A 26,081-nucleotide genomic window follows, 5' to 3' on the forward strand; every position below is an offset into this window, starting at 1 on the left:
AGCTATTTATCAATTTTTTTGCCGAAGAAGATGAAGTAGAGCCACTTATTCATCTCCATCAGTTTGTATACAAATATGCTTGCGGCGACTATGGGCACAGCTATAATCATCGCAAATGTCAGTTGCCATATGAACGGATTTCCACAGTCGAGAAAGTTGCCGATCACTCCTGATATATCAGGGATAAAGAAATAGTGAATAACATATATGCCCAAACTACATTTGCCTATGTAAATCAGTAGTTTGCCGACAGCGCCTTCTGCAGGTATGTAGTTTTTTACAAACGACTGAACGACAATGATGCCTCCCAAAGTTCCCAGAAATATCAGGGCTATGTTATGGAATTCAAAAAAATACCAGTTAAGGATGTAGGCGAAAAAAGCGAAAGCTCCTATGAGTTTATTGTCAAAAAGCAGATCGTTGAAGCGTACGTATTTTTTGCAAAGATAGCCTATTAGAAAATAACGGTAATAGTTGACAAAACCGGCGATAACAGCTTGACTGTCAGCCCCCCCTATTTTCGCGGCTCCTGTTTTAGCCGCTATCAGGAAAAAGTAGGGCAATATCCAGAGAGTAACGTATGCGAAGTTGCTGCGGACTCGTTTTATCAAGTATTCATAAACAAGAAAGAACGTCGAGATGATAAACAGGTCGTATAAGAACCAGTAGCGCTGTCCTCCGCAGTAGATTATTGACAGATTCCAGTCAGTGCCCTTTGAGAATATCTCGTAAAGACAAAGAAATATGAGGTAGGGAAAGAGCAGAACAATACCGCGCTGCAGAATACGTTTCCCAAGTTCGTGCAAAGTATAAAAATTCTTATATGCCAAGTAACCTGAGATATAGAAGAACAGTGGCATATTGAAATATATAAACTTTGATGGTTCTGAGGGGTTAATGTCAAATGAAAAAAGCATTACATGTCCCATTACAACAAGTATTATAGCAATGCCTTTCATCACATCAAAATGATAAAGGTATTGTCGGCCACGCATAGATAATATGTGAGATTATAATTCCTACCACATACGGGCAGAATGACGATATCCTCTCAAATAGAGTATAGAAGAATACAATTTTGCTTTTTGTCGACCACAAAAATGCCTTATCTTGAGAATAATAGGCTCGTCGTTATTTTTTTGAGAAAGACCAATTTCTCCAAGACCTTCAGGATAACTGATCATGTGTGGAACCACTCCAAATAAGTGGAGTCCAAAAGATATGAATATTTCCCAGGCATCGGCGGTGTATTGAACCGGATAAATGTGTTTGATCAGTAGCCTGGCAGCAGCTTTGTTTATCATATAGCCAGAGGTCATATAGCCATCATATACTGGAAAGATTCTATGCTTGTTGTCAATCTTTGATATAGGAGTAGTGGTGTACCAGAAATCTGGGGTTAGCAGAACTGCCACTGGGCGGTCTGTTTCGAGCAAGGTCTTGATTTCGTCTAAATGCAAGTCTGACTGCAGGCGTGCGTCATCTTCGAGAATCAAGGCATGGCTAATGTCGTTGGCTACCATGTCACGATAGATGCTTATATGGCTAAGCGAACAGCCGGCTGCCGGTAGTGTGGCACTTTTTCCGTAGCGCTCTTTGAACGCCGGCAGTATCATCTCGGACTGCTGTTCGGGTGTGAGTTTGCGACCTTCTACGGCTATCCAAAACTGCCAGTCCAATTCTGGGTGAGAGGCCAGTTGGGCTTCCATTGCCGTCTTCTTGCCAACATCTTTTACCATGTTGACCACATATGTCTTTTCTCTCATTTGCTTCGTATGTTGTAGATTATTCGATAGATTGTATAATAGAACTTTACGTTTATTCTTGCAATTCCAAGGGAACCGTTGCCGATATTGTTGAATCCAAGTTGCCTTAATTCTTTAAGGTAGTGTCTAAACGAGATCGTGAGTTCATTGACAGTTGTTACTTTTGCTTTTAAAGCGGATTGTAGCAGGGCTTTGAGGCGTTCGGACAAACGTTGCTCAAGCCACAAATTGTCTCTGACTATCGCAGGAGTGAGAGTTCTAACCATAATGTCAAGCAAGTGTTTGGCTCCGGCATAGTTGGCTGCTGCAGACGAAGCGCTGCGGCTTGCTGATCCCTCACGCTCACGGATATGATAGAAACCGAATGGGGTCGTTGCAAGTTTGCGGGAATGAATCAGGTAATTGTATTGAAATTCAAGATCCTCACCCATGCGGATACCTACTGGAAACTGAATGTCATTTCGAGCAATAATCTCACGGCTGAAGATCATCAACGGGTTGCAGAAACATGTGCACCGATACAGAAAATCATTGCGGTCATTGATTATCTTATATTCTGATGCTGTATCTGCGGCAAAAGATTCGTCGCCGAAGAATAAGGTGTCGCATCCTGACTGCCGGAGGATTTCGGAAATATAGCAAAGCGAGCCTGGAAGGATGTAATCGTCGGCATCAACGAACCAGATATATTGACCCGTAGCCATATCCAAGGCATTGTTACGAGCTACCGACACGCCCTGATTGGGTTGATGTCTGAGCTTGAACAGTCCGGGGTAAGCCGCGGCATATTCATCGCATATGGCACTACTTCCGTCTGTGCTTCCGTCATCGACGACACACACCTCATAGTCCTTAAATTCTTGCCTGATAACGGACTCCAAACATTCGCGCACATATGGCGCCACATTATAAACCGGAATGACAAAGCTGATTAATGGCATTGTCTGAGATATTTTGTCAGTTTGTTTATTAATTCAAGGGTTTGCTGCATTGCAAATTTTCGGGCAAACATTGCATCCGAATTTATTAGTTCGTCAAAATCGCCGTCTTGCCAAGTATATGGCGCGCCACGTTCCCAGTCTATTTTCCTAAGATTTCCTCGTGACGAGATGTTGTTGGCGAAAGGCGAGATCAAAGTGAAAGTCTGCACCATCATTTCATCAGGACACCAGACATGCTTGAACGTTTTCAGGATATCTTTTCTGTTATTTACAAGCCAATGTGCCAGCCCTTTCGTGATGCTGAACCACTGGGGGCCTTTGTGTAGCTCAATATCATAGTGTGATCTAAGTCTAAGTCCTTTGACTATCATTCGGGAAATATGGAACATGATGCGACCTACTGTCTTCGAATATAATCCGTCAAGTCGCAGATGTCGCCCCCAATAATAGGGGTATTCAGTTTTCTCTTTCAGATCGCGGAGATTGAAGTCTGAGTTGTCGAACTGTATGAACTCGTTGCCCATATGCTTGTCGCAAAAGTCATGAATTTCATCTTGGGTTTTGAGAGGCATGTCGACACCCGATATAAGATGAATGTAGCTGTATTCCATTCCAGAAGTAAGAACCGATTCAAGCAGATTGAGCTCGCATACGATTTGCGAATAATGTCCCCAATATACTTTTACCCTTTTACTGATAAACTCTATCTTACTTAGATATTTGCGGCAGGGGGGGTAAATGCTTGAATATCAACCTTTTGATCGACGTGGATGTAGATATCATTGCGCTCATCATCCAGTAAATCAATGAGATGCCACAGTTGTTGAGGATTAGAGTGCGCTATGATGCAATAAGCGTGTCTCATTATTTTCTCGATAAAATTTTGGCAATATTATATCTGAGTTGGCAGAACAATCTGATGGCGCGATAGGAGAGATTTTTCTGGAGGTATGACGAAAAACAGGTTGCTCCAACAATGTCATTCATAAATTCAACTTGCTCTTTACAAATAAAATAAGTCGGAGCATAAAAAGATGATTTGCAGTTCGCAATCAACTCTTTTGTTTCAGGTGATATTTCTCCTGTCCGTTTAATCTCCTCATATAGCTCATGTCCTAAGAAAGGAGACAGTTGCTCTTTGCCCTGCCATACGTTGTTGAAAAAATGTATAATTTTGGCTTTGTGAAGATATCGTACACTGGTTAGAATTTGGCAGTTATATGTTCCGTCAAGCTCGCCGATTATGTGACCGCACTTTCTGTTGGCTATCATCAGTGCGGGCTGGTCAAAACATTTTCCTGCTTCAAAGGCAGCTATTTTCCAATAGTGATTCCACTGGTCAAACAAACTCCTGACTGCAGGAGTATCCTTGAACCATATCACTCCAGAATTGAAATAAATATTTTCATCCGATATATTCTCATTGAATATTGACTGTACATTCTGTCTGATTTTGTCCCCATCTAACTGTTGGTCCAAAGTTGCATGATAGTCTAGCACACATGCCATGTCAGCGTTGGTATTTTCAACATCTCTGAGATTGTCTGTGATGACGGTATCTGTGTCGATAAAAAGCAGGTTGCCTGAGAGGTAGTTACGGAAAGTGGTTTTTATATACCGTGACCGTTCTTTGGAATTGTATTCTTCAGGTACTTCCACAATTTTTATTTCATTTGCCAGTTCCCGAACTTTTGAACGTTTGCCGTGTAGTGTCCGCTCCGTTTTTTCATCGACCAAGACTACCACATTCAGCTCTGGATTGTGCATTCTCAGCGAGTAAAGCGAGACCAACAACTGTTCATAAAATAAGTCGTCACCGTTGCTTATCAGTATATATACCGCTGTCATTATTTAAGATCTGATTTGAGAATATCGTATATGCCGTAGGCCTGAAATACAGCTTTAATCTGCTCATCGTTCTTGCTCTGGGCTACATTGGTGGAATTAAGCGATACTGCCTGTACGCTATCGTTCTGGATGTAGTCTTCGCCCGAACTGTTTCTGGTAAAACATTTCTTTACCCTATATCCGTTCAGCAACGCCATTGCGTAGAACCATACATCATCAGCCATTGGGGAGAGCCGTGTGAATGCTTCTGAGTCAGTCACGTCCGGACTAAGGCTGTGAGGCGGATAAAGGATTCCACCTGCTCCGGTGGCAAAGTTATATTTAGTAGCTTCTTCGGAACCCGCGCCCCAGTCCCAGTCGTTGTAGTGTACCGGATAGCCGTTGTTGTCAACTTTGATGTGGTGCACTCTGCAGGCATGAATGCAACAGGGGTCTTCATTATAGGCCTTGATGAGATTTTCCAGCAAGTCGAAGTTATAGATAATATCATCGTCAATGGTGACGCAGACGGCATCTGGATATTTTACAAGTGTCGGGACCAGTTTTTTGTAAGAACGTATGTCAGTGGTATATTCAATTTCAAGGCCACGAGCCATTTGTTTTTGCAATGTCACTGGGAGAACTTTGCCCCGCATATCCTCGGCAATCCAAAGAATTATGCGGTTGGGGCATAAGCTTCCCTGCATAATTGATTCAATCGTAAGGTAGACATCATATAAGCGGCGACCGAAAGTTGTGAGTGTCACGATTACTTCATGCTCACACAGCCTTTGATCACTTATTCCTGATTCGGTTGAGTGAAGGGTAAAATATCTGAGCATTTCGGACTTTTGCTCGAAGAACTGTGCCTTGTTGGCTGTGTCGGCACCGAGTTTAGCTCCGCCTATGATATATTTTATGTACAAATTGCGTAAACTTTTCATATTGTATTGTAATTTGTCGTTTTAGTTTACATGTTTGTGCCGAAACTTGTTCCATAGTGCGCGTGTCATCTCCCTGAGGTTAATATCTCCGATGAGATTATAGAAAGTCAAGCCCAAGATCAGACCTAAAAAACCTTTTAAGCATAAATTAAGGAAGACCGGAATCTTTACATCAATGTAACCGTAACCGATATATGCCGCAATAAGAAGTGCGGCGCAAACCAAAGGATGTATGAAGTGGCGGAACACACAAACGGGAGACATTTTAATTATGCGTCCATATAGTTGAGTGTAAGAATTCAGTACATTTATAATACTTGTAATGGTCCAGCCCCATGCAATCATCTCGATAGTTCTGTCTATAATTGAGGCTATCACAAATCCAGAGATGGTTATGCAAGTGTTGATGACACCTGTATAGAAGAGCCTTTTCGAGGCGTTGCATGCTAGAAATACCGGTCCTGTCGGATTGTTAATGAGTATAAAAGGAACAGATATTGCAAGGATTTTGAATGCTGGGATAGCGGGGGTCCACTGGATACCGAACATAACGGTGATGATTTCCGGGGCGCAGAAGAACAAAATTACGCTTAGAGGAAATCCTACCAAACTGATCATCGATATTATGCTGGCGAACTTGACTCCGATTTCTTTGGGATTATCCTGCAAGTTTGACAATACAGGCTGCAATACAGGATAGATTACAGCGGTAATGTTTTGGAGCGGCAACTGCATGAGACGATACGACTTCTCATAATAGCCAAGTGCGTTTTCGGAAATATATCTACCGATGATGATTTTGTCAATGTTTCTTGAGAAATAGTTAAAGAGTTCAAATAGGAAGAGATAGGATGAAAAAGAGAATATTTTCTTGATTGGAGTCAAAGAGAAATGCAATCTGAATTTTACAGGGTAGAAGTGGCTGTTATAAAGGAAGGTGCATATGGATGCGAATATAGGCGGCACTATCAGGGCATAGACACCGGCGCCATAGAAGGCGGCTGCGATGCCAAGCAAACCGAAAAAAATCTGGAAAGCAAGGCTGCGGGTTGCCATTTCCTTGAACCTTAAATGTTTGGACATCAGCGCTGCCGGTACCATGTTGATTGCACTCAAGACTACACCTATGGCAAGTATCTGCAACACCGGGACTATTATCGGGTTCTTGTAATACTCGGCTACCAGCCAAGAACTTCCGAAACAGATACAGCCACAAACCAAACCGACGATTACTGTAAACGTGAAAATGTGATTGATGTCCTCATTGCTCAGATCTTTTTTCTGTATCACGGCAGGGCCTATGCCGATGCTCGTAAATATAGAGAGAAAATTGATGATTACCGAAGCTGTAGCTACGACGCCGTAGTCATAGGGAGTCAGCAGTCGGGCGAGCACCATTGATATGCCGATAGCTATAATTTGTCCCGAATACTTGTCGAGAGCTGTCCAAAGAAGGCCATGTTTGAGGTTTTGTCTGAATTCGCTCATAAAGATTTTTCTATCTGCCCCCCATGATCAGTTTCCATGTTTTTGGTTTTTTTTTCAGAAATATCTGGAGGATTATAATCGCAATTATTGTTAATGCTACCGCAAGTACAAAAGCCGCAAACTCGGAGCTTACACCGAAAATTGATGGGATTTTGCTTGTGATGCGCATAATATTGCCATGAAGACAATAAATTAACATTGTGTAAGGACCAAGAGCGAGTGCCACAGTAGAAGGTATTATATGAATATTCATTATCAGGAATATTACAGTAGGCGCTGTGAGAACTCGTATCATATAATCATCACAAATGCCTGAATACCAAGCGACTGTTGCCCCCCCTAATATAATTATCAACGTGCTGATATATAATTTTTTGTATCGTGTGTAATAAACAGTTAGCTGTTCGTGCCAGATTGCTATATAGGCACCTGTGAATATATTTACCATCCAGTAGATAAAACTTGAATAGGGAGCATATTGACATAGCAGATATATCGGCACTACAAGAAGAATTGACCATTTGGTAGCCCTTATGATATAGCCGATTGATGGAGCAATGAGCGCAAATTCAAACAGAGCTCGCAGATACCATAAGGCGCCGTTCCATTTGCTATGATATAGTGCTTGTAGACAGTTGCCCGCATTTACTCCGTCCAATGGATGATAATCGACAGGATGGATTTGAAGCAAAGCCAGGCTGAACAGAAGTCCGAATATATTGAATACTATGAATGGGACTAAGATGGTGCGGGTGCGGGTGAACAGTTTTGACTTATAGCTCATCCAGGGAGAGGAGAAATCGAAACTTGCGAAATAGAGAAACGCAGAGATTGTCCAAAAACATGGCACAGCAATGATTGCTATTTGTTGCACCCATTGTGGAAGGTTAAAAATCGGCGCTATATGAAGCCATACAATCAAGATTGTCATGACCACATTCACTTCGGTGAGCTTTATAGAGAGGCTTTTATCTATTTTCATTATTCAAACCGTCAGTTCAATGCGTTTCCATAAAAAGATTCGGATTGTATCGATCACCGCTATTGCAATATATATGATTGCGACCAAGCCAAGCACGATTAGCCAGTACATAAGATCGGAATAGGTGTGGTAAAGGTCGCTGAATAAATTGCGATAGGGAGTTAAAAGATTTGGGTTTACACATACTAAATAGACTGCAAAGCTGCTGGCGGCAAGTCTATTGATCAGTTTACTTGAAATATGTAGCTTGGAGGTGGCTATGATCAGTAACATTGCTGTTGCCACAGTAGTGGGTGATATATACTGCAATAGAATATAGCCATACACAGCATCCCCCCCTATGTAATAGGTTGATATACATATTAATAATACAAAGAAGGCTGTGATGCTGTAAAATATAATAGCAGTTACAAAAGTCAATTGGGTGAGACGGAAGGAATAAAGTCGCATATATCTCGCAAGCAGATACAGCCATACAAAAAATAGGGGAGAATAGCCACCGGCTATATAATCGGTAGATGTTGGGAATAGCCATCCCCATATCAGAATAAATGCGTAGTATGATATCAGTATGAATTTGAATTGGCGCTTATTGGCTTTCGAGACGAATGCGTTTAGTACTGGCGCAATTATGTATAGCAAAATATATGATTTGAGAAACCAATTGGATGATGTCAGCATGAACAATTCCTTTATTCCGGTCATGTTTAATTTTGACAATCCGCAGGCTATACAAACAACATATATTATGATAAGGTAGAAGAACGTCTGAAACAAAAAGTTAAAGATTCCGTGTTTAGAGTGTTGGATGCCATAATATCCGGATATCATTACAAATATGTCGACAGCCGATATGGTCAAAGCCTGAATTAAAATTCTCATTGAAGATCCTGACAAATCAGACATGATGTCAGCCGCCGATGGACCTTCAAGCGAAAAAAAGTCAGCATGAAGTATGAGAACCATTGATATTGCAACGATTCTCAGTAATTCAAAATTAGAATCTCGGACCTTGGAAAACTTTTGATTCATCAAAGTGTATGATTTTACATATGACACCTTAAAAGTATGTTTAATTCTGTCATATGGATCAATCCCTCTTAAAAATATCCCTCGTATAAACCTTTCCTTGAGCATCATCCAGACATACATCATAGCGGTTTGCTATGATGGCGTTGCTGAGGCGCTTGAATTCGGTAAGATCGTTGACGACGCGAGAACCGAAGAATGTTGAACCGTCTTCAAGAGTAGGCTCATAGATGATGACCTCGGCGCCTTTGGCCTTGATACGCTTCATCACTCCCTGAATAGATGACTGGCGGAAATTATCGGAATTCGATTTCATCGTCAGACGATAGACACCGATTGTCACAGGGCGTTCGCTGGCAGATCCGAAGTGGTTGGCCGAGGAATAGTCATACCACTCCGCCATTCTCAACACCTGATCGGCGATAAAGTCTTTGCGTGTGCGGTTACTCTCGACGATGGCTGTCATCATCTGCTGGGGCACGTCGGCATAGTTGGCCAGCAGCTGCTTGGTGTCCTTCGGCAGACAGTAGCCACCGTAACCGAACGACGGATTATTGTAGTGTGTGCCGATGCGCGGATCAAGGCCTATGCCCTCGATGATAGCCTGGGAATCAAGGCCTTTAACCTCGGCATATGTATCAAGCTCGTTGAAATAGCTGACGCGGAGAGCGAGATAGGTATTGGCGAAGAGTTTCACAGCCTCAGCCTCCTTCATGCCCATAAAAAGAGTGGGAATTTCCTGTTTTATAGCACCTTGCTGCAACAGCGATGCAAACTCATGGGCTTTTGATTCAAGAAATTCGACATCGGCAATAGTCCGGATCGCATCATTTTCCTCTGCAAACTCCGGATTGTCGATAATCTTCGGATAGCCCACTATGATTCGGGAGGGGTAGAGATTGTCATACAGCGCCTTGCTTTCTCTGAGAAACTCCGGCGAGAACAGAAGATTGAACCTGCTGACCCCCTTGGCCGCATATTTCACATAAAGACTGCGGCAATAACCCACAGGGATGGTGGATTTTATCACCATCACCGCATCGGGGTTGACTTCAAGCACAAGATCGATAACATCCTCTATGCAGTGCGTATCGAAATAATTCTTTACCGGATCATAGTTGGTCGGAGCGGCTATGACCACGAAATCAGCCTCGCGGTAAGCCTCCCTGCCGTCAAGCGTAGCGGTCAGGTCCAGATCCTTTTCAGCGAGATATTTCTCGATATACTCATCCTGAATGGGCGAGATGCGCCGGTTGATCTTCTCGACTTTTTCAGAGATGACATCAACGGCTGTCACCCTATTGTGCTGCGCCAGCAGAGTGGCTATACTCAGACCGACATATCCGGTCCCTGCGACTGCGATATTCATTGTTACTATTTCTTGATTTTATTTTTTCTTCTCCCCGCCGCCGTAATTATACCCATACCCGTAGCCATATCCGTAACCGTAGCGGTAGGTATGGCTGTAGCCGTAGCGGCCCTGGTCATTGCGGGAACCGTTGAGGATAAACGACATGTTGCGATACTTCTTCTCCTCATACAGCCGGTCGAGTTCCGGAAGCATCGAACGGTCGAACAGACCGGCTCGGATCACGAAGAACGTCCGGTCGGCAAACTTGTCGATGATCTGAGCATCAGCCACAACCTCGATCGGCGGACAGTCGATGATAACATAGTCAAACCTCGACTTAAGCTCACCGATCAGCTCACCGAAACGCGGCGACTCAAGCAGCTCCGTCGGATTGGGCGGAATAGAACCGATCGGAAGCACCTGCATGTTCTGACACTCCGGAGTCTTGACAATCAGCGTATCGACCTCAGACACAGCACCACCCAGATAATCAGCCAGGCCCTTTGCTGGAGAACCCATATAGGCCGACGTCGAACCGTGGCGCATATCGCCGTCGACAATCAGAACCTTCTTGCCCTTCAGAGCGATAGCCATGCCTAAGTTCATCGAAACGAACGACTTGCCCGAACCAGGATTAAACGACGTCATGGCAATCACCTTGTTGCCCTCCGAACTGTTGCACATAAACTCAACATTGGTCCTGAGTACGCGGAACGCCTCGTTGATGATATCACGCTTGCCACCCTTGACCACGATCGTGTTCGCCTCGCCGGCCTCCTTCTTCTTCTCGTGTCCGTCTTGCGGCAGCTCGCCGAGAAAAGGCACAGCCAGATGCTCCACATCCTTGCGTCCGCGCACCTTAGTGTTGTTGCTCTCCATCAGATAGACCACCCCGAACGGAATAGCCAGACCAAGCAGAAAGCTCATCATCAATATATTGCGCGTATTCGGCGCAGTCGGACCGAAACTTGCCGGCTTATTGACCACACGGGTATTATAAGCCGTAAATGCCTGCGAAAGCTCGTTCTCCTCACGCTTCTGAAGCAGGAACAGATAGAGCGACTCCTTCACCTTCTGCTGGCGCTCCACACTCAGAAGATACTTGGCCTGCGAAGGATTCGAAGCGATTTTCGACGTAGTCGACGCCTGCGAACCCTGCAGACTCGAAATCTGCATGTTCAGAGCATTGATCGAATTATCGACCGACGCCAGTATCGCATGACGCATCTGATCCATCTGCTCGTTCAGCTGGACAACCAGCGGATTCTTGTCCGACGACTTGGCCAGCAGCGAATTACGCTGAAGCACCAGATTGTTGTAATCAGTAATCTGCGACTGTATGTCCACATTGGCCACACCCGAATTCATCGGAAGCATCTTCTCGTTATCGCTTGCAGCTCCGAGATACGACTTTATATACAGCGTCTGCTTCAGCTGATTCCTCAGATCCATGATCTGCTGCGAAATCTGCTGATTCTGCGACATATACATCGACGACGCCGCACTGACATCCGGAATCAGATGCTGACTCTTATAAGAAGAAATATCCGAATCCACATTTCCGAGCTCACTCTCGATCACACCCAGACGCTCATTGATAAAATTCGACGTCGAGACAGCAATCTGATTTTTGTCGCGAATCCAATACTCATTATAGACACCGATCAGCGTGCTCAGCAGCGCCTGCGCACGCTGGGTCGACTGATCAGTAACCGTCAGATTGATCACACTGCTCTTGTCACCGCTCATCGCTATCACCATACGGCTCTCATAGCCACCGGCAGTAGCCGAAACCGGAGCTTTGACAACATTCAGTTCCACCGCCTCACCGGGCTTATAACCCTCCGCAGCCACAACCACCATCGGCCCGACAACCGTCATGAGCGTATCGTTCATAGCGCCCTGAACCCGCTCTTCCGACTTCAGGTCACCCGACTTGACATCTGACACCGAAACCTTTCCGGCCCCGTCGACCTCAACTCTGAACAACGCCGAACCATTTTCAGCAAACCCAGGCATCTCAACCCTCACAGGAAGATTCGAGCCATAGGCCACAACATCATGAAAACGCCCCGGAATATAATAATTCATATCAAGATCCAGACGTCTCACAACCTCTTCCATCAGATCGGCCGACTTCAGAGTCGTAATTTCATTCTGTATATTAGTCTTATTCTGAAACAGCCCGAAATCGCCGAAATCCTCAGCCCCGGCCGACTTACCGGCAGCCTCATCCTTGATCATGATCGAAGCCGTAGTCGTATAGACCTTCGGAGTGCACAGCAGATAAACCACAGCAGCACCCACACATACCACCAGCGAGAGCAACACCCACGGCCAGTGATGCAGTGTCCTGTACAATATATCCGTCAACGGCACGGCGCTGCCCGCGTTGACACTCTTCCTTACCTCTGATTTGATAGTCTCTGCCATTGCTTATTTTGTGAGAGTGATTATAAGTGTTGCTACTGTCAGACCAACTGAACCCATTGAAACCCAGAACGAAGGCGTATACGGTGTATTACCGTTAGGCGTCGTCTCGCGCTTCTTCTTGTCATTGGGCTCCACATAGATCACATCGTCCTGCTGCAGATAAAACACCGGCGATGAAGCCAGACTCTGCGCATCAAGCAGATTCACCCTGTAGGCCTCCTGCTTACCGTCGCCAACATTGCGCAACACAAGTATATTCTCACGCATACCGCTGATCGTCAGATCGCCGGCCATCGCGATAGCATCAATGATCGTCAGATGATCCTTGTTAAACTCATAACGGCCCGGAGCCGACACCTCGCCGATAACCGAGATACCCGTATTGGCAAACTCAACCGTAACTATCGGATCCTTCACCAAATCCTTACCGACAAGCTGCTCAGCCACATAATTCGCCACCTGCTCGCGAGTCATCCCCGCAATATGCAACTTGCCGATCACCGGAAAATTGATATCGCCCGCCGAATCAACCGTATAGTAAGCCACCTGACCGTTACCGCCGCCCGAAGCATCGCCCACGCTCTTTGTCGTTGACGTCGTCCCTCCAAGACGATTCTGGACCTGCAGCAGATTAAACAGAGCCGACAGCGCCGGATCCTGCGTATTGACAACAATCGAAAGTTTATCCTCAGGCTTCACCCTGATATCAAGCTGACGCTCAGCCTGCACCACGGCACCGGTCCCAAGATCCGGAAAATAAGTTATATTTTTCGGAGTCGAGCAAGACCCCAACAGCAACGCAGCTGCAAGAAAACATGATGAGATGAATCGTATGCGCATATGTAAAGTTTTTATTAGCTGATTTATAGCAGGGATTTTTTCTCAATCAGACGCGAGTCGTTTGCACGCCATTCGATGTTGTTGTTGTCACCCCAGAGCATGATTCGGTAAATCACACCATTTTCGTTCAGAGACTGGCCTATAATTTCTCCTTCCTTTCCGGTGAAAGCTCCACCGACCACAACTATTCTATCGCCGGGGCGCAGAGCAATTGAACCGACTGGTCCGATTTCATAATCTGGTGTAAACTTGCCGATGGCTTTTTGGAATGTTTCCATTGCTGCCTGAGGAATCGAGGCATAGGTATCGCCGTTTCTGTAGCACCATGCCAAGTCTCCAATTTTGTGGAACAATGGTAATATGTCTGTCACACAACTTTTAAAGAAAACGATATCTGGAATGATAGGCCGCTTTTCAAAAACGAGTTTACGGTCAAGCTTTTTAGCTATTTCTTGACATGGATAGAACAGTTCTGGCGTTACAATCTCATTCTTGCAGTCGGCAATCCGTTCTTTCAATCTGTCAAACTTTATTCCGGGGCGCAGTCGCATAGCATACCAGTTAGGCGGATTTCCGATGAAGAGGTCAGTCACGCTGTCTGACAGCAGTTGCTTTTGCTCTGCTGATACAGCTTCTTTACGTTCAGAACAGATGGCAAGAATCGGGAGTCCGATAGGGGAGTGTCCCAGAGCCTTAATGATCATCTCTGGCAATACACCACATTTTAGGGCTGCATAAGCCCAATAGCTGCGAATGCACTCCTGAATATTTCCAATGATCATAATATTGCGGGCTCCAAGAAGCTGAGAAAGCTTTTCGGAGAGCGTTTTTTCAATCTGTCGGGGTGTCTTTCTGCTTTGCTCAAGAGGGAATACATATTTCCGTTTGGACGAAATGTGCCTTTCTGCAATTATCTGACACGCAGGGCTATATTTGTGGATATCCTCATATTGCAATTTCGCAATAGCTGAAATGTCCATTCCGCAGTTGAGAAGCGAAAAAAGAAGGATGTCTGTATATAGTCCAGCCTCGTCCTGCTGTCTGTCAGCAAGTTTTGTTAAATTTACCAGTCGTTTGAAGCTTTCCTCAGTTACGAGCATACGCCATTTTTCTGATGCGATTTCCTTGATTCTTGCTTTGATATTCCTGAACCGGATTATAAGTTCTCCGTCGGTTATTTCCTTGTTGGCAAGTCCAGCAATTAGATCAAAATAATGTAGACTTGTTTTTGCCGTGAGCCCGCGGAAAAACATGAATATGAACCAATCTTCAAGAAACTTTGTTGTAATGGAAAGATCAGTAGGAGAAGCGCATGGTGGCCGGCTGATTATGAATGAGCGCAGGCATATGACCGCTTTTCTATAATTCGCTGCGGTCGGTCCGGAGGCTGATTCTGCCTTAGACTGGAAAATGTTGAGTAGCTGAAGGATGCTATCTTGGGTTATGTCAGTGTGTTGTGCCAAAGTGTAGCTTTTAACTTTCCCTAAAATGCCGGCAATAGTTTCCGACCCTCCAGTCTGTGGGTATATGACTTGAGGCAAAGGCGTTTATATGATATGCCAACAGTGTTAGGTCTCACAGCAACAAAGAGATTGCGTGTGAATCTCTTTAAAAGAGAGTATTATTTTGGGTGCAAAGATAGCGAAAAAACTTAAACCGGCATAGCCTTTGATGGAAAAATAGTGTCAAAAAATCAGTAATAGCATCTCATTTGCTGATTCTGTCGTTTCCTCGCAATTTCGACATAGCCTTCTGAAGTTTTCAAGCCATGCGAAAGTTCTCTCCACAACCCATCTTTTCTTTGCCGGGACAAACTGACCAGAATAATTTGAATGTGTAATTTCTACATCAATCTCAAAATCATGTCTGGCCTTCTCTATGAAATTACCGCGATAGCCTCTGTCGGCATATATGCGTTTTGTCCAAGGGAAGGCAATGGCAAGCATAGCCAGAAGGGCATAAGCGGATTTGGAATCATGGATATTGGCATGAGTAGTGGAAGCCTCCAGAATATCCCCGTCCTTGTCTGTTATAATATTGCGCTTCACCCCTTTAACCTTCTTGTTGCCGTCAATCCCCTTTTGGGAACGCGGCAACGCTGAACGGGAGCTTTCGCTGTCAATCGCACCAATTGTGGGTTGCGGAGATTCGCCTCTCCGAAGTCTTACCGCCTCCACAAGACTATCCTCAATCTCGGCAAATGCATCCATCGCTCCCCAACGTCGGAAATAGTATTATACTGTCTGTCATTTGGGGTACTCCTTGGGCAACAGTCGCCACTGGCAGCCGCTGACATCTATGAAGATGATGGCATCAAGTATGAGAAAAAAGGGGGTACGCACCGTTGGCTTTCTGCTTGTCTTTCTTTGCGTAAAAGCAAATGTTGAATGTCGATTGCATAACTCACTTTTTAAGTTGTAAAACTATTGTAATTCTCTAAAAATGAGTTCTATGCAGGCAAGCCAAATAGCGACAGGACTTCGCCAATTTCGGACAATCTGTACCCCCTTTCCGTTTTTGTTTATCGGGGGTACGAGTTAGGTTACGAACTTTGTCTTTTAGGGGCGAAAAGATGTACTTTAAGGCAGACACAAGGGAATAAAAAAAAGTCCCACAAATCATTGAATTTGTGGGACTTGTCTGCTTGCTGTCCGGTATTGTCCGGTTAGTTCAGCGGAGAGAGAGGGATATGAAACTATAGTATAATGAGGTTTTATAGATAATCAATAATGCTGAAACAATCCTTATTTATCAACTAATTACAATAATATATGATAAAGAAATTTAAATTGTAGTTTCCTTGATTGAATGAAAATTTGTATGTGATTTTGTATGGGTAAAATTGAGACAGCCTCAAATACATACAAAAGAATCGTTCATGGATAAATACAAGCATCGCGTCAGCTTCCGATTGGAGAAGCGTAAAGATAAAAATGGAAACTTCCCGGAGGAAATGCCGATAAATGCCGACATTACTTTTGGCGGCAAGCGTATATGGTATTACTCTGGGTATCGGATTGCCCCGGCAAAATGGGATGAAAAGGCTCAAAAAGTGAAGCGCAACAACTTCAACAGTGATGATGTGTCTGCCTCAGACATTAATCAACGGCTGATTAAGATTGCGTCTGCCGTTGACGATGCTTTTGCTCAATTAGAGCTGAGAGAGGAAGAGGCTACTCCGGCCACAGTCAGAGAGGAAGTAAAAAAGATACTCGATGAAGAGAGGTGCACCCGACTGACAGTATGCCAGACTTATGATATTCTTATTGATGAAAGGGAAAAAGAAATAAAAGAGACTCCTGCCACCGCTCAATGGTCAAAAGGTACGCTGACAAAGCATAAGACCATGCGGAAGCATCTGTCGGGTTTTCGAGCCACATTATATTTTGAAGACATCAACGATGAACTGCTTGCAAAGTTTGAGCTGTACCTAATCGGCAAGAGGCTCTCCAACAGCTATGTGTTCAAGTCCATGAAGGATATCAAGACTTTCCTTAACTGGGCCACTAAAAAGGGCTATAACCGCAATATCAAATACCAAAGCTATCAGCAACGTTTCCATGATGAGACAACTTCCGATACAGCAGTAAATCATTTCGCTCTTACTCCGGAGGAATTACAGTCCATTATGACTTTTCCTACCCATAGGCAAGCTATTGATCGGGCAAGGGATGTGTTTGTGTTCTGCTGTTTCACAGGGCTAAGGTTCTCGGAAGTCATGGCCTTAAAAAGGTCAAATATGGATGGGGATATACTTGATACGACAGCGCAGAAGACCAGACAACGAAAAAGAATTCCCCTTGCAGAAGACGCCATGCGTATTTTATCAAAATACCCAGCCGCACCTGATGAGGACGATCCGAGAATATTTCCCAAAATATCAAATCAAAAATTCAATTCACATCTAAAAGAAGTCGGGAAACTTGCCGGAATGACAGGCGATTGGATTATAGAAACACAAAACGGACGCTCTCGGACACGAACCACTGTAAAGAAATATGAGGCACTGGCCTCTCACTGCGCCCGAAGAACCTTTACAACCCTTTGTCTCCGTAAAGGAATGTCACCGGAGGATATTCGCGCAGTCACAGGGCATACTACGGCCAACATGATGATGAAATACGTCAAATTTGACGACGAAAGCAAGAGGGAAAAGATGAATCTTCTCAACAACAGCCATAGTCACGGTGTTGAAACCGTCTTTGACCATGCCATTACCGATGATGAAAGAATTCGTCTTGGCATACCGACGCGTGAAGCTTATCTTGAAATGTTCGAAGGCGATACAACCTCCGTCAATGCTCACCTCGCAGTCCTCACTCATATCCGTGGCAACCTCGATGACCGCGCCAACTACATCAAGCGTCTTCCCACAGATAAACTCAACGAAGTCCTTGAAATCATAATGAAACTATAAAAAAACACCCTATTTGTTTACTTATAAGTAAAACATTTTTCGTACCTTTGCGTTTACAAAGACAAAGCACATATCGATTATGAGTGAAGCAGAACTTATACAGCTGAACAAAGACCGTAATTGCACCCTCTACACCATTCAGTTTATCACTGAGGATAAGGGTGAGTATCTCCGTTTCTATAACCGTTTTAAGAATGATGCGACCTATAATGAGGATTTGGCCCGTATAGCCAAATTCGTTGAAAGTATCGCTGACCTTGGTGCTCTTGAACGATTCTTCAGACCGGAGGGAAAGATGAGTGATAGGGTTTGTGCACTCCCGGTCGTAAAGTCGAAGTTGCGCTTATATTGTCTGCGTCTATCAGACAGCATCCTTATTCTCGGTAATGGAGGAGTTAAGAAAACACGTACATACGACGAGGACGATGAGCTGCGCGGATTTGTAGTCACCCTGCAAAACTTTGACAAGCTTATCAAAGATGGTGTAAAGGACGGAACCATCACCATTTCCGAAAATGAAATTGAAACCGACAAAACCTTTGACATATGAAAACTGCATTTGAAGAATATAACAAAATAGTGGACTCGATACCGGCTTCTATTCATAAGGAAGTAGCTATGGAGATAGCTGTCTCCAATAGGATTTACGAGCTTATGCAAGAAAAAGGACTGTCAAAGGCCGAGTTTGCCCGTTCGCTTGGTAAGCGTCCATGTGAAATTACCAAGTGGCTGAGCGGACAGCATAATTTCACCCTTTCCACCCTCGCGATGCTCTCCGCCTTTTTCGGTCAGCCAGTCATCACTGTAGGATAAGATAAACTTATGTTGAAAACAACTGACGATTTCTTCATACCTGATAATGAGGTCAGGCTCCCGAAGGAGCTTGACTACAGCCGTGTGTCGGAATATGTGAGGTCGGCTGAGGCGTTCTCCCGCTCGACTTATCAGAGCGTCTATATCATTGACTATTTCAGGCAGAATTTCTTGTATGTGTCGCCCAATCCGATGTTTCTCTGCGGACTGCCGCCGGAGCGGATGACGGCACTCGGCTACCGTTTTTATTCACGTTATGTGCCAGAGGATGAACAGCCGATGCTCATTGAACTGAACAGGGCAGGTTTCTCGTTCTACAACAATATTCCGATCAATGAGCGTAAGGACTGGTACATCTCCTACGATTTCCATATCCTCAACGACGGGCGAAGGATCCTTGTCAACCACAAGCTAACTCCGCTTGCCCTCACCTCGGACGGGCGGATATGGCTCGCCCTTTGCGTGGTGTCGGCTTCGACACACACCGAGTCCGGACATATTGAGATGCACCGCGTAGGCTCGTCTGATTTCTTTGAGTACAATCTGACCACACGTCGCTGGGACAAACGGCAGATGCTCGTGCTGACCGACGGCGAAAAATCGGTGCTTACTCTATCCATACAGGGCTACACCATGTCGGAGATTGCCGATAAGATCTGCCTGTCACCCGACACCATCAAGAAATACCGTCAACGTATCTTCGAGAAACTTGATGTGCGCAATATCTCCGAGGCGATAGTTGCAGCCACGAACAACAAGCTACTCTGAATTACGATAAAGTTTTATACATTAATCTCCTGCAATCAAAATCCTGATAACGAGCACTGGGATAACAATGACAATAATGGTTATGATAATGGATAATATCCAACATAACCATTTTGACTTGATTTTATCTTCTAAATATCTCTCGACTTTATAACTGGAAAACCCAGGCTCGGATGACCCCTTAGACCAAGGTTGAATTGACCCCTGAAAATATTTTGAATTGACCCCTGAAAACGTTCTGGCCGACGGGGTCAATTTTATTTTGTCTTATCTGCTTTTTATAGCTTTAAGCTTACGGACGCTTTCGCCGGTAAGCGTGATTCGATGAGCAGTGTGGACAATGCGGTCAAGTATTGCATCTGCTACTGTGGAGTCACCGATTGCTTCGTACCAGTCCAGTTCGGGGAGCTGTGATGTCACGATGATTGATTTGCGACCATGGCGGTCTTCGATGATTTCCGTAAGGTGTGCGCGTTCCTTGGCATCGAGAGGCACCAGAAAGAGATCGTCGAGGATCAGGAGCTGCGTTTTTTCGAGTTTCTTGAGCTCCGTTTCGATTGTTCCTTTGTTTTTGGCGATTTTCAGGGTTCCCATCAGTTTGGATGCGTTCGCGTACAGCACGCGCATACCGGCCTTGCATGCCTCGTATCCCAGTGCTGTTGCCAGATAGCTTTTGCCCGTACCCGAACAGCCTGTGATGAACAGGTTTTCACCTTTACGGATAAAGTCCAGCGATGCGAGACGCTCCATCTGATTACGATCCAGGCCACGCGGAAGGTTATAGTCAATCTGCGCCACCGACGCGTCGTCGTATCTGAAGTTTGCGTTTTTCACCAGGCGCTCAATATTGCGTGCGGCCCTGTAGTCCCATTCTCTGGATAACAGCCAGTTCAGAAAGCTGTCAGGTGTCATTGTCTCGGCGAATGTGGCCTGAAGATTTTCGGAAAACGCTGCCGACATGCCGTGTAAGCGCATACGGTGCATCAGATCCAGAGAGATGGAGTTGCGGTCTTTCTCCGCTGTTATTGGCGTGGTTTTATTGTTCGTTTCCATGTTGTTCGTTGTTGTTGGCTGATAGTTTTATGCTTGCGGCAAAATATTCTTTACCGCGTATGTTCCGGTGGGATGGTGTCTGACGGTCATTGCCGTCGGCATCAGCCCCCGGCAAATAATCCGCATCGGCTCCGGACTCAAGTATGTCCACCATGTCGCTGACACTGTAAAGGCGTGCGTCCATTGCCGCGGCGCATCCTGACACAAGCCGTTTCTGTCCATACTTTTTCTCAAGTTTCATGATGCCACGGCAGACTCTGAAGGCAAGTTCCGGATAACGCCTGTCCTCGATGACAGCCCGCAGATAGTGCAATACGATGTTGTCGATCTGTGCCGCACGTGAAAGCAGTTCCGCAATGTCGCTCTCGCAGCTCCCCTTGCGTCCGGGCAGATTGTGTGACGGTTTCGTTGTATATTCATACGGAGTATCGTTGCGGTGATGCGTCGCCACATGGGTAAAGCCATGAAAGATGTCGATCGTGTCAGTGTCGTAGACCAGTTCCACACGTTTGCCTACATATTGCACAGGCACACTGTAGTGATGCTTGTGCAGAGTTACGTAGCTGTTACGCTGTACTGTCGCGACAGCCCGCTGTTTCATCTGATAGCGGTTCGCAGGCAATGGCCGGAGATTGTCCCGCTCCACAGCCTCAAAGAGCTGACGGCGTGATTCCTTTCGACGCGTCAGATTACGCGCGTTGAACTTCTCCAGAGACCTGAGGATTGCTTCGTTAAGCGACTCCAGATTATGGAAAATCTGACCTTCAAGGTCTACGTACACAGACCGATACATCAGTTTTACTGCATTTTCCACCAGGGCCTTGTCCTTTGGATGCCGCACACGGGCAGGCACCACGGCGCAGCCGTAATGCTCGGCAAAGGATTCGAAGTCAGGATTTATGACCGGCTCGTCGCGGCCACTGCGCGTGACGGCAGATTTCAGGTTGTCAGGCACAATCGCACATGGTGCGCCGCCGTAGAAACGGATGGCGTTTTCGCAGGCCTTTATCAGATCTTCCTTCTTCTGCGTCCACACTGTGTGTAGTGGCTACATGGAAGTATCGCCACAAACACCTCGACCTTTCGTATCCCGGCTGTTGCCTCATCGACTATTTCCAATCTGTCTCCGGCAAAATCGATATACATCTGGTCGCCGGCACGGTGCTCCACATGCCCGATGGCGTTGGTCTGCAGCATGAACTGCCTGAGTTTCATCCCGAAAGATGCCTTCAGATAGCCATCGGGATGGCCGGTATGATACTCTTCATACAACTTCTTGACCGTCATGCCCTTTCGAGAAAGTCGCGCCGCATAATCGGGCAATAGGGCTTCAAGCCTGACCTGCCGCTCCGACGGTTTACGTTCCCTCGCCCCTGGTATGGCAAATAGTTCCTGTAGCCGCGCATCACTCAGCGACGGCAGCTTCTCAGCGGGTATACCGCTGTCCTGATACATTCTCACATAGCGGCGCACCGTGTTCCGGGATATGTCAAAGGCACTACTGATGCATTTTATGCCCATCCCTGATGCGTGACATAGGAGAATGTTTTTTAACTTTGTGTTCATGTTTTCTTTGAATTATATCCCCCGTCGGCCAAAACGGAATTCAAAGATACATATAAAATCCCCTGCTGACATTACGTCGACAGGGGTCATTTTTATATTGGGCAAAAGGGTCAGTGATATTTTGGCTTCAGGGGTCAATTCAACCTGGTCTAAGGGGTCATCCGAGCCTGGGTTTTCCAGTGGCATCGCCTGTGAAGATGCCTTGACCTTGGTTGCTATTATCAATTCTTTCCCTTCTGTTCACGATGTAGAATCTGGAATAATGGACTTGGTTCTGAAAGCACCAGCGGAGCGTATGGAGATTGTTCTTAAAAGTCTACATACCGATTTAGACAAAATTGTAACGCTATATAATGATAACAGCATCTACTATGATTGTAGGGATTTGAGATTTCTTTGGGACAAACCGTTGTCATACGTCGATAAGGATATTCAAGCCCAACAAAAGAAAACACAGGCAGCAAGCGACGAACTAAAAGAAGCCTCTAATTCGTATGAAATGACTCCGTTCAATGGTATGTCGAAAGATGAAGCAGCCGTGTTGGAACGAAGGGTAGACAAGCTGACAGCAGAATACCAAAAGGAGAAAGCGAAGCTTCAAAACTTTTACGCAAAGCGGAAAAGCCTCGAAGAGGAAAGATGGAGTGTACCGACCGATATTTTCAGGCTAATATATCTTAAATGCAATGGTCTACTGCCTGTCATAGAAAAATACTATAATAAACCTGTAGAAAAGAACAAAGAACAGTCCGAACGGACTGAAGTGTATTTATCAATGTCGCTTTTGGTGTCCGTCCATGAGCTCTGTAATGGACGGCAGTTTGAAGATATGGCAGCCATTGATTTTTTCCATGCACTTAACCTGCATCAAGCCTCCAAGCCTTTGGAGGTTTGCAGGAATGAGAAAGTAAGAGTTTGCTACCTCATCCATCAGCTAAGCGAAAAGATTGATAAAGGTATGCGCAGCGAGTGGATTGGAGCCATGCTCCGGAATACAGGCATTGAACAAGAATATTACCGTTCAAAATACCGTGAACCCATAAGCGATCCACCAAGCAAAAAGAACAAGGAATTTGCAGAAGCCTTAAAAGAAATCCTAGGCTGACGCTTTACTTTATCATCGTACCTTATATATACGGCTCTAAACTAAAGTGGGTGTAGAGCCGTATTCCTTCTTTTTGGAAGGAACAAAAGGGAGAATAAAAATTTTTATTCCCTTCTTTTCTCCCTTTAAGCCCCAAACAAAACACCCAATCTCACGCCCAAAACTGGGTGTAAAATTGGGTGTATATACAACAAAAGCCTGATAATCAGGCTTTATTGCGGAGAGAGAGGGATTCGAACCCCCGGAGGTGTGACCCTCAACGGTTTTCAAGACCGCCGCAATCGACCACTCTGCCATCTCTCCAAATTTGTAACACTTAAGAGCTTTAGATCATTTCTCTTAATGTTCTGTTGGATAGCTCTCTTGATTACGGGTGCAAAGTTAAGGAGTTTTGTTGAACTGTGCAAATTTTTCGGAAACTTTTTTGCGCGTTTTTGCAAAATAGTTGTTGCGAAAATTTCTTTATAGACCGGCTACTGCGGTTATTCTCCTGGAAACATTGAAGTTATCGGCTATGGTTGAGACAAGCAGTTCTGCGGCTTCTTTTGATGAAGTATTTGCCGGATCGAGCCTTCTGGCGAAGTTTTCCTGGATTTCGAAGTAGTCATCGGGTGTCGAGGCATAAAGTTTTGTCTTGAAAAAATCCATCCGGCTGAATGGTGTGTCAAGAGTTGCGGCAAGTCCTGAGAGCAGAAAACGGGACAGACGCATGAGTTCGTCTTCGGTATAGGATGCCGGGTCTTTCATCCGCTCGATTTCTTCGAGAATGAGTCTGCGCACGTCTTTTACGGAATCGCAGGCGGTCTGGGTTGCCACGCTTATGAAACTGCGCTCAGGATAGCCGAAAAGTGAGGCGGAGATGCCATAGGTCAGGCCGCGGGCTTCGCGTATGTTAAGCATCAGGCGGCTTCCAAAATATCCGCCAAGGGCTGTGACGGCGCAGCGCAATGACACGAAACTGCTGTCAAGCCTTCCCGGAGCCGGAATCATCATATTCACGGCGCTCTGTTGGGATCCTGGAAGTTCGACGAGTACTTCGCGTGGACTTTCTGCTGGCGGGGCGAAACTGAGTGATGACATGCCAAAGCTTGTGCCTGAGGCGATGCGCGAGAATGTATCGGTAACGAGTGCCTCTATCCGTGGTGTGATATTACCTGAAAGGAATACATGGATGTCATTGGACGACAGGCGTGAGTAGTGGAATTCGCGGAGCTGGTCAGGGGTCAGACTGAGGATCTGTTCTGCAGATTCAGAGCGGGCGAGGGGGGAACTTGCGCCATAGGCCAGCGGCCGTATGGCTTCGTCTGCGAGAAATGACACCTTGCGGCGTTCGATGTCGATCCTTGCGGCCCTTCTGCGCAGAATGCCGTTGGTAGCCTCTGCCGGGAATATGGGATGGAATACTATGTCGATCAACAGAGGAAGCAGTTCTGCAAATTTGTCGTTGAGGCTGGAGAGGGTGATCGAGGTGTGGTGAGTCGAAACAGAAGTTCCGGTCCACGCGCCGGCATATTCCAGCCGGGCTGCGATGTCTGCTCCGCTGTAATGATTGGTCCCTTCGGCGAGAAGTGACGCAGTGCAGGATGCCAGGCCTGCCACAGGCTCTTCGGCTCCTCCTCCGGGCAGTGCGATGGTGAGACGGTTGACATCGGCCTCGCTTCCGGTTTCTATATATATATGTATGCCGTTATGCAGGCGGATTACACGGGGGGACGTCAGATGCAGTGGTCCGAAATTGTGGACCTGAGGGGCGATTGTTCTGTTCATATAATATATAGGTGTGGCGGAGGAGGTGGCTTATCGGTTGAAAATAGAGTCGAGTTTTTGCTCTATCAGGGTATTGAGCACTTTCTTTCGGGCTTCTTCCGGAGTCGGTTCGGCTGTTTTGGGAGTGCCGGTAGCGGCAGGAGTGACCTTGCGCGTAGGCGGCGAAGTCACGGGTGAAAGAGTGAAGGGTTCTTCTGCCGCTGCCTCGTTGCGTTTCTCGACAGTTACCGCACCGGAGTTTTTTGATGGCTGCTGAGCCGGGCTTGGCTTCGGAGTGTTTGAGGCTATCATGTCTCGGTATTTCTCCACATACCCGGCTCCGGCAAAGGTCCGCTTGAAATAGTCGGCATTGATATCGCTGACTATTACGCCTTTTGATGACGATGAATGGATCATCATACCGTCACCCACATATATCCCCACGTGAGATATTTTTTTCCCTCCGCCTCCTGCGGTGTCAAAAAAAATGAGGTCTCCGGGCATAAGCATGGCTTTCGACAGCGGTTTACAGAAGTCGGCCTGAGCTGCGGAGTTGCGTGGCAGTTTGAGCTGAAGAGCGCTGCGGTAAACGTTGAGCACCAGCCCGGAGCAGTCCACTCCGTTGCGATCTTCTCCACCATATCTATATGGTGTCCCGATCCAACGTTTGGCTTCTGTCAGCAACGCGTGTGACTGAGGTGCCAGTGACGCAGGTATGTCGAATGTCTTTTTGTCAGGACGAGAGCCCCTGGTGCCGGCAGGTGTGGTCTTGTATACCGTAGCATTTGACGAACGCGATGTTCCGCACGATACAAACAGCATCGAGCAGGCTATTGAAGCGGAGACGAGGATTGAAATGGATAAACGTGACATCATGACGCAAATTTAGTCATTTTTTGTGACAGTAAGCCGTCAAATGACAGTTACAAATATCGGTCGGAGTGGTAAATATATCTTAAAAACGTAAATTTTCTGCTTAAATTATTTTAAACCTGTCAGTAATTGGCCTCAA

Annotated in this window: 22 protein-coding genes, 1 tRNA gene and 1 pseudogene; 5 read left to right on the forward strand and 19 right to left on the reverse strand. The window is 45.7% G+C overall.

Annotation, left to right across the window (positions count from 1 at the left end; translation table 11 throughout):
- Positions 1-2: 2 nt before the first annotated feature.
- From FDZ78_RS13015 to FDZ78_RS13080, 14 genes are all read right to left on the reverse strand, one after another.
- A complete protein-coding gene (locus FDZ78_RS13015) occupies positions 3-995 on the reverse strand; it encodes an acyltransferase (RefSeq protein WP_124076153.1) in 993 nt (330 codons plus the stop codon).
- Between the two features lie 24 nt (positions 996-1,019).
- Positions 1,020-1,766: a glycosyltransferase family 25 protein gene (locus tag FDZ78_RS13020; protein WP_124076155.1), complete on the reverse strand. Its 747-nt coding sequence runs from the start codon at positions 1,764-1,766 to the stop codon at positions 1,020-1,022.
- Positions 1,763-2,707: a glycosyltransferase family 2 protein gene (locus tag FDZ78_RS13025; protein ID WP_107033331.1), complete on the reverse strand. Its 945-nt coding sequence runs from the start codon at positions 2,705-2,707 to the stop codon at positions 1,763-1,765. The genes FDZ78_RS13020 and FDZ78_RS13025 overlap by 4 nt, the downstream gene beginning before the upstream one ends.
- The gene (locus tag FDZ78_RS13030; protein WP_137426211.1) at positions 2,698-3,447 is read right to left on the reverse strand and encodes a beta-1,6-N-acetylglucosaminyltransferase; all 750 of its coding nucleotides are present in this window, start codon (positions 3,445-3,447) and stop codon (positions 2,698-2,700) included. The genes FDZ78_RS13025 and FDZ78_RS13030 overlap by 10 nt, the downstream gene beginning before the upstream one ends.
- 124 nt (positions 3,448-3,571) lie before the next feature.
- Entirely contained in the window at positions 3,572-4,555 is a 984-nt protein-coding gene (locus FDZ78_RS13035) for a glycosyltransferase (protein ID WP_136408729.1), read from the reverse strand.
- Positions 4,555-5,478, reverse strand: coding sequence for a hypothetical protein (locus tag FDZ78_RS13040; protein ID WP_136408730.1), 924 nt, complete (start codon positions 5,476-5,478; stop codon positions 4,555-4,557). The genes FDZ78_RS13035 and FDZ78_RS13040 overlap by 1 nt, the downstream gene beginning before the upstream one ends.
- A gap of 21 nt (positions 5,479-5,499) precedes the next feature.
- The gene (locus FDZ78_RS13045) at positions 5,500-6,966 is read right to left on the reverse strand and encodes a lipopolysaccharide biosynthesis protein (protein ID WP_137426213.1); all 1,467 of its coding nucleotides are present in this window, start codon (positions 6,964-6,966) and stop codon (positions 5,500-5,502) included.
- 10 nt (positions 6,967-6,976) lie between these two features.
- A complete protein-coding gene (locus FDZ78_RS13050; RefSeq protein ID WP_124076163.1) occupies positions 6,977-7,948 on the reverse strand; it encodes an acyltransferase family protein in 972 nt (323 codons plus the stop codon).
- Positions 7,949-7,951: 3 nt separating this feature from the next.
- A complete protein-coding gene (locus tag FDZ78_RS13055) occupies positions 7,952-9,103 on the reverse strand; it encodes an acyltransferase family protein (RefSeq protein WP_107033338.1) in 1,152 nt (383 codons plus the stop codon).
- Positions 9,039-10,346, reverse strand: a complete 1,308-nt coding sequence (locus FDZ78_RS13060) for a UDP binding domain-containing protein (RefSeq protein WP_136408157.1) — start codon at positions 10,344-10,346, stop codon at positions 9,039-9,041. The genes FDZ78_RS13055 and FDZ78_RS13060 overlap by 65 nt, the downstream gene beginning before the upstream one ends.
- A gap of 18 nt (positions 10,347-10,364) precedes the next feature.
- The gene (locus FDZ78_RS13065) at positions 10,365-12,761 is read right to left on the reverse strand and encodes a polysaccharide biosynthesis tyrosine autokinase (protein ID WP_136408732.1); all 2,397 of its coding nucleotides are present in this window, start codon (positions 12,759-12,761) and stop codon (positions 10,365-10,367) included.
- Between the two features lie 3 nt (positions 12,762-12,764).
- On the reverse strand, positions 12,765-13,601 hold the full coding sequence (locus FDZ78_RS13070; protein ID WP_123400528.1) for a polysaccharide biosynthesis/export family protein: 837 nt from the start codon (positions 13,599-13,601) through the stop codon (positions 12,765-12,767).
- 23 nt (positions 13,602-13,624) lie between these two features.
- Positions 13,625-15,142 carry a hypothetical protein gene (locus FDZ78_RS13075; RefSeq protein ID WP_124076439.1) on the reverse strand — a complete coding sequence of 506 codons (1,518 nt, stop codon included), beginning with the start codon at positions 15,140-15,142 and terminating at the stop codon, positions 13,625-13,627.
- Between the two features lie 144 nt (positions 15,143-15,286).
- Entirely contained in the window at positions 15,287-15,811 is a 525-nt protein-coding gene (locus FDZ78_RS13080; RefSeq protein ID WP_107033498.1) for a transposase, read from the reverse strand.
- A 668-nt stretch (positions 15,812-16,479) separates the two neighbouring features.
- Here FDZ78_RS13080 and FDZ78_RS13090 point away from each other — a divergent pair.
- From FDZ78_RS13090 to FDZ78_RS13105, 4 genes are all read left to right on the forward strand, one after another.
- A complete protein-coding gene (locus FDZ78_RS13090) occupies positions 16,480-18,018 on the forward strand; it encodes a site-specific integrase (RefSeq protein WP_107033496.1) in 1,539 nt (512 codons plus the stop codon).
- A 79-nt stretch (positions 18,019-18,097) separates the two neighbouring features.
- Positions 18,098-18,568 carry a hypothetical protein gene (locus FDZ78_RS13095; protein ID WP_107033495.1) on the forward strand — a complete coding sequence of 157 codons (471 nt, stop codon included), beginning with the start codon at positions 18,098-18,100 and terminating at the stop codon, positions 18,566-18,568.
- Positions 18,565-18,831, forward strand: coding sequence for a helix-turn-helix transcriptional regulator (locus FDZ78_RS13100; RefSeq protein WP_107033494.1), 267 nt, complete (start codon positions 18,565-18,567; stop codon positions 18,829-18,831). Before FDZ78_RS13095 ends, FDZ78_RS13100 begins: the two co-directional genes overlap by 4 nt.
- A gap of 9 nt (positions 18,832-18,840) precedes the next feature.
- Entirely contained in the window at positions 18,841-19,599 is a 759-nt protein-coding gene (locus FDZ78_RS13105; RefSeq protein WP_136408733.1) for a helix-turn-helix transcriptional regulator, read from the forward strand.
- Between the two features lie 267 nt (positions 19,600-19,866).
- On the opposite strand, the gene istB is transcribed toward FDZ78_RS13105, so the two are convergent.
- Together istB and istA are read right to left on the reverse strand one after the other, a co-directional pair.
- Positions 19,867-20,652: an IS21-like element helper ATPase IstB gene (gene istB, locus FDZ78_RS13110; RefSeq protein WP_136408734.1), complete on the reverse strand. Its 786-nt coding sequence runs from the start codon at positions 20,650-20,652 to the stop codon at positions 19,867-19,869.
- Positions 20,636-22,218, reverse strand: a pseudogene (istA, locus tag FDZ78_RS13115) (IS21 family transposase). The gene istB and the pseudogene istA overlap by 17 nt, the downstream one beginning before the upstream one ends.
- On the opposite strand from istA, the gene FDZ78_RS13120 reads away from it, so the two are divergent.
- Entirely contained in the window at positions 22,217-23,323 is a 1,107-nt protein-coding gene (locus FDZ78_RS13120; RefSeq protein ID WP_136408735.1) for a hypothetical protein, read from the forward strand. The pseudogene istA and the gene FDZ78_RS13120 overlap by 2 nt on opposite strands.
- A 218-nt stretch (positions 23,324-23,541) precedes the next feature.
- On the opposite strand, the gene FDZ78_RS13125 is transcribed toward FDZ78_RS13120, so the two are convergent.
- The 3 genes from FDZ78_RS13125 to FDZ78_RS13135 form a co-directional block, all read right to left on the reverse strand.
- Positions 23,542-23,626, reverse strand: a tRNA-Ser gene (locus tag FDZ78_RS13125).
- Positions 23,627-23,785: 159 nt separating this feature from the next.
- Positions 23,786-25,090: a pitrilysin family protein gene (locus tag FDZ78_RS13130; protein ID WP_124075757.1), complete on the reverse strand. Its 1,305-nt coding sequence runs from the start codon at positions 25,088-25,090 to the stop codon at positions 23,786-23,788.
- Positions 25,091-25,120: 30 nt separating this feature from the next.
- Complete coding sequence (locus FDZ78_RS13135; RefSeq protein ID WP_124075756.1) at positions 25,121-25,945, reverse strand: C40 family peptidase; 825 nt, start codon at positions 25,943-25,945, stop codon at positions 25,121-25,123.
- Positions 25,946-26,081 lie beyond the last annotated feature (136 nt).

The organism is Duncaniella sp. B8, from assembly GCF_005304985.1.
Classification (GTDB): Bacteria; Bacteroidota; Bacteroidia; order Bacteroidales; family Muribaculaceae; genus Duncaniella; species Duncaniella muris.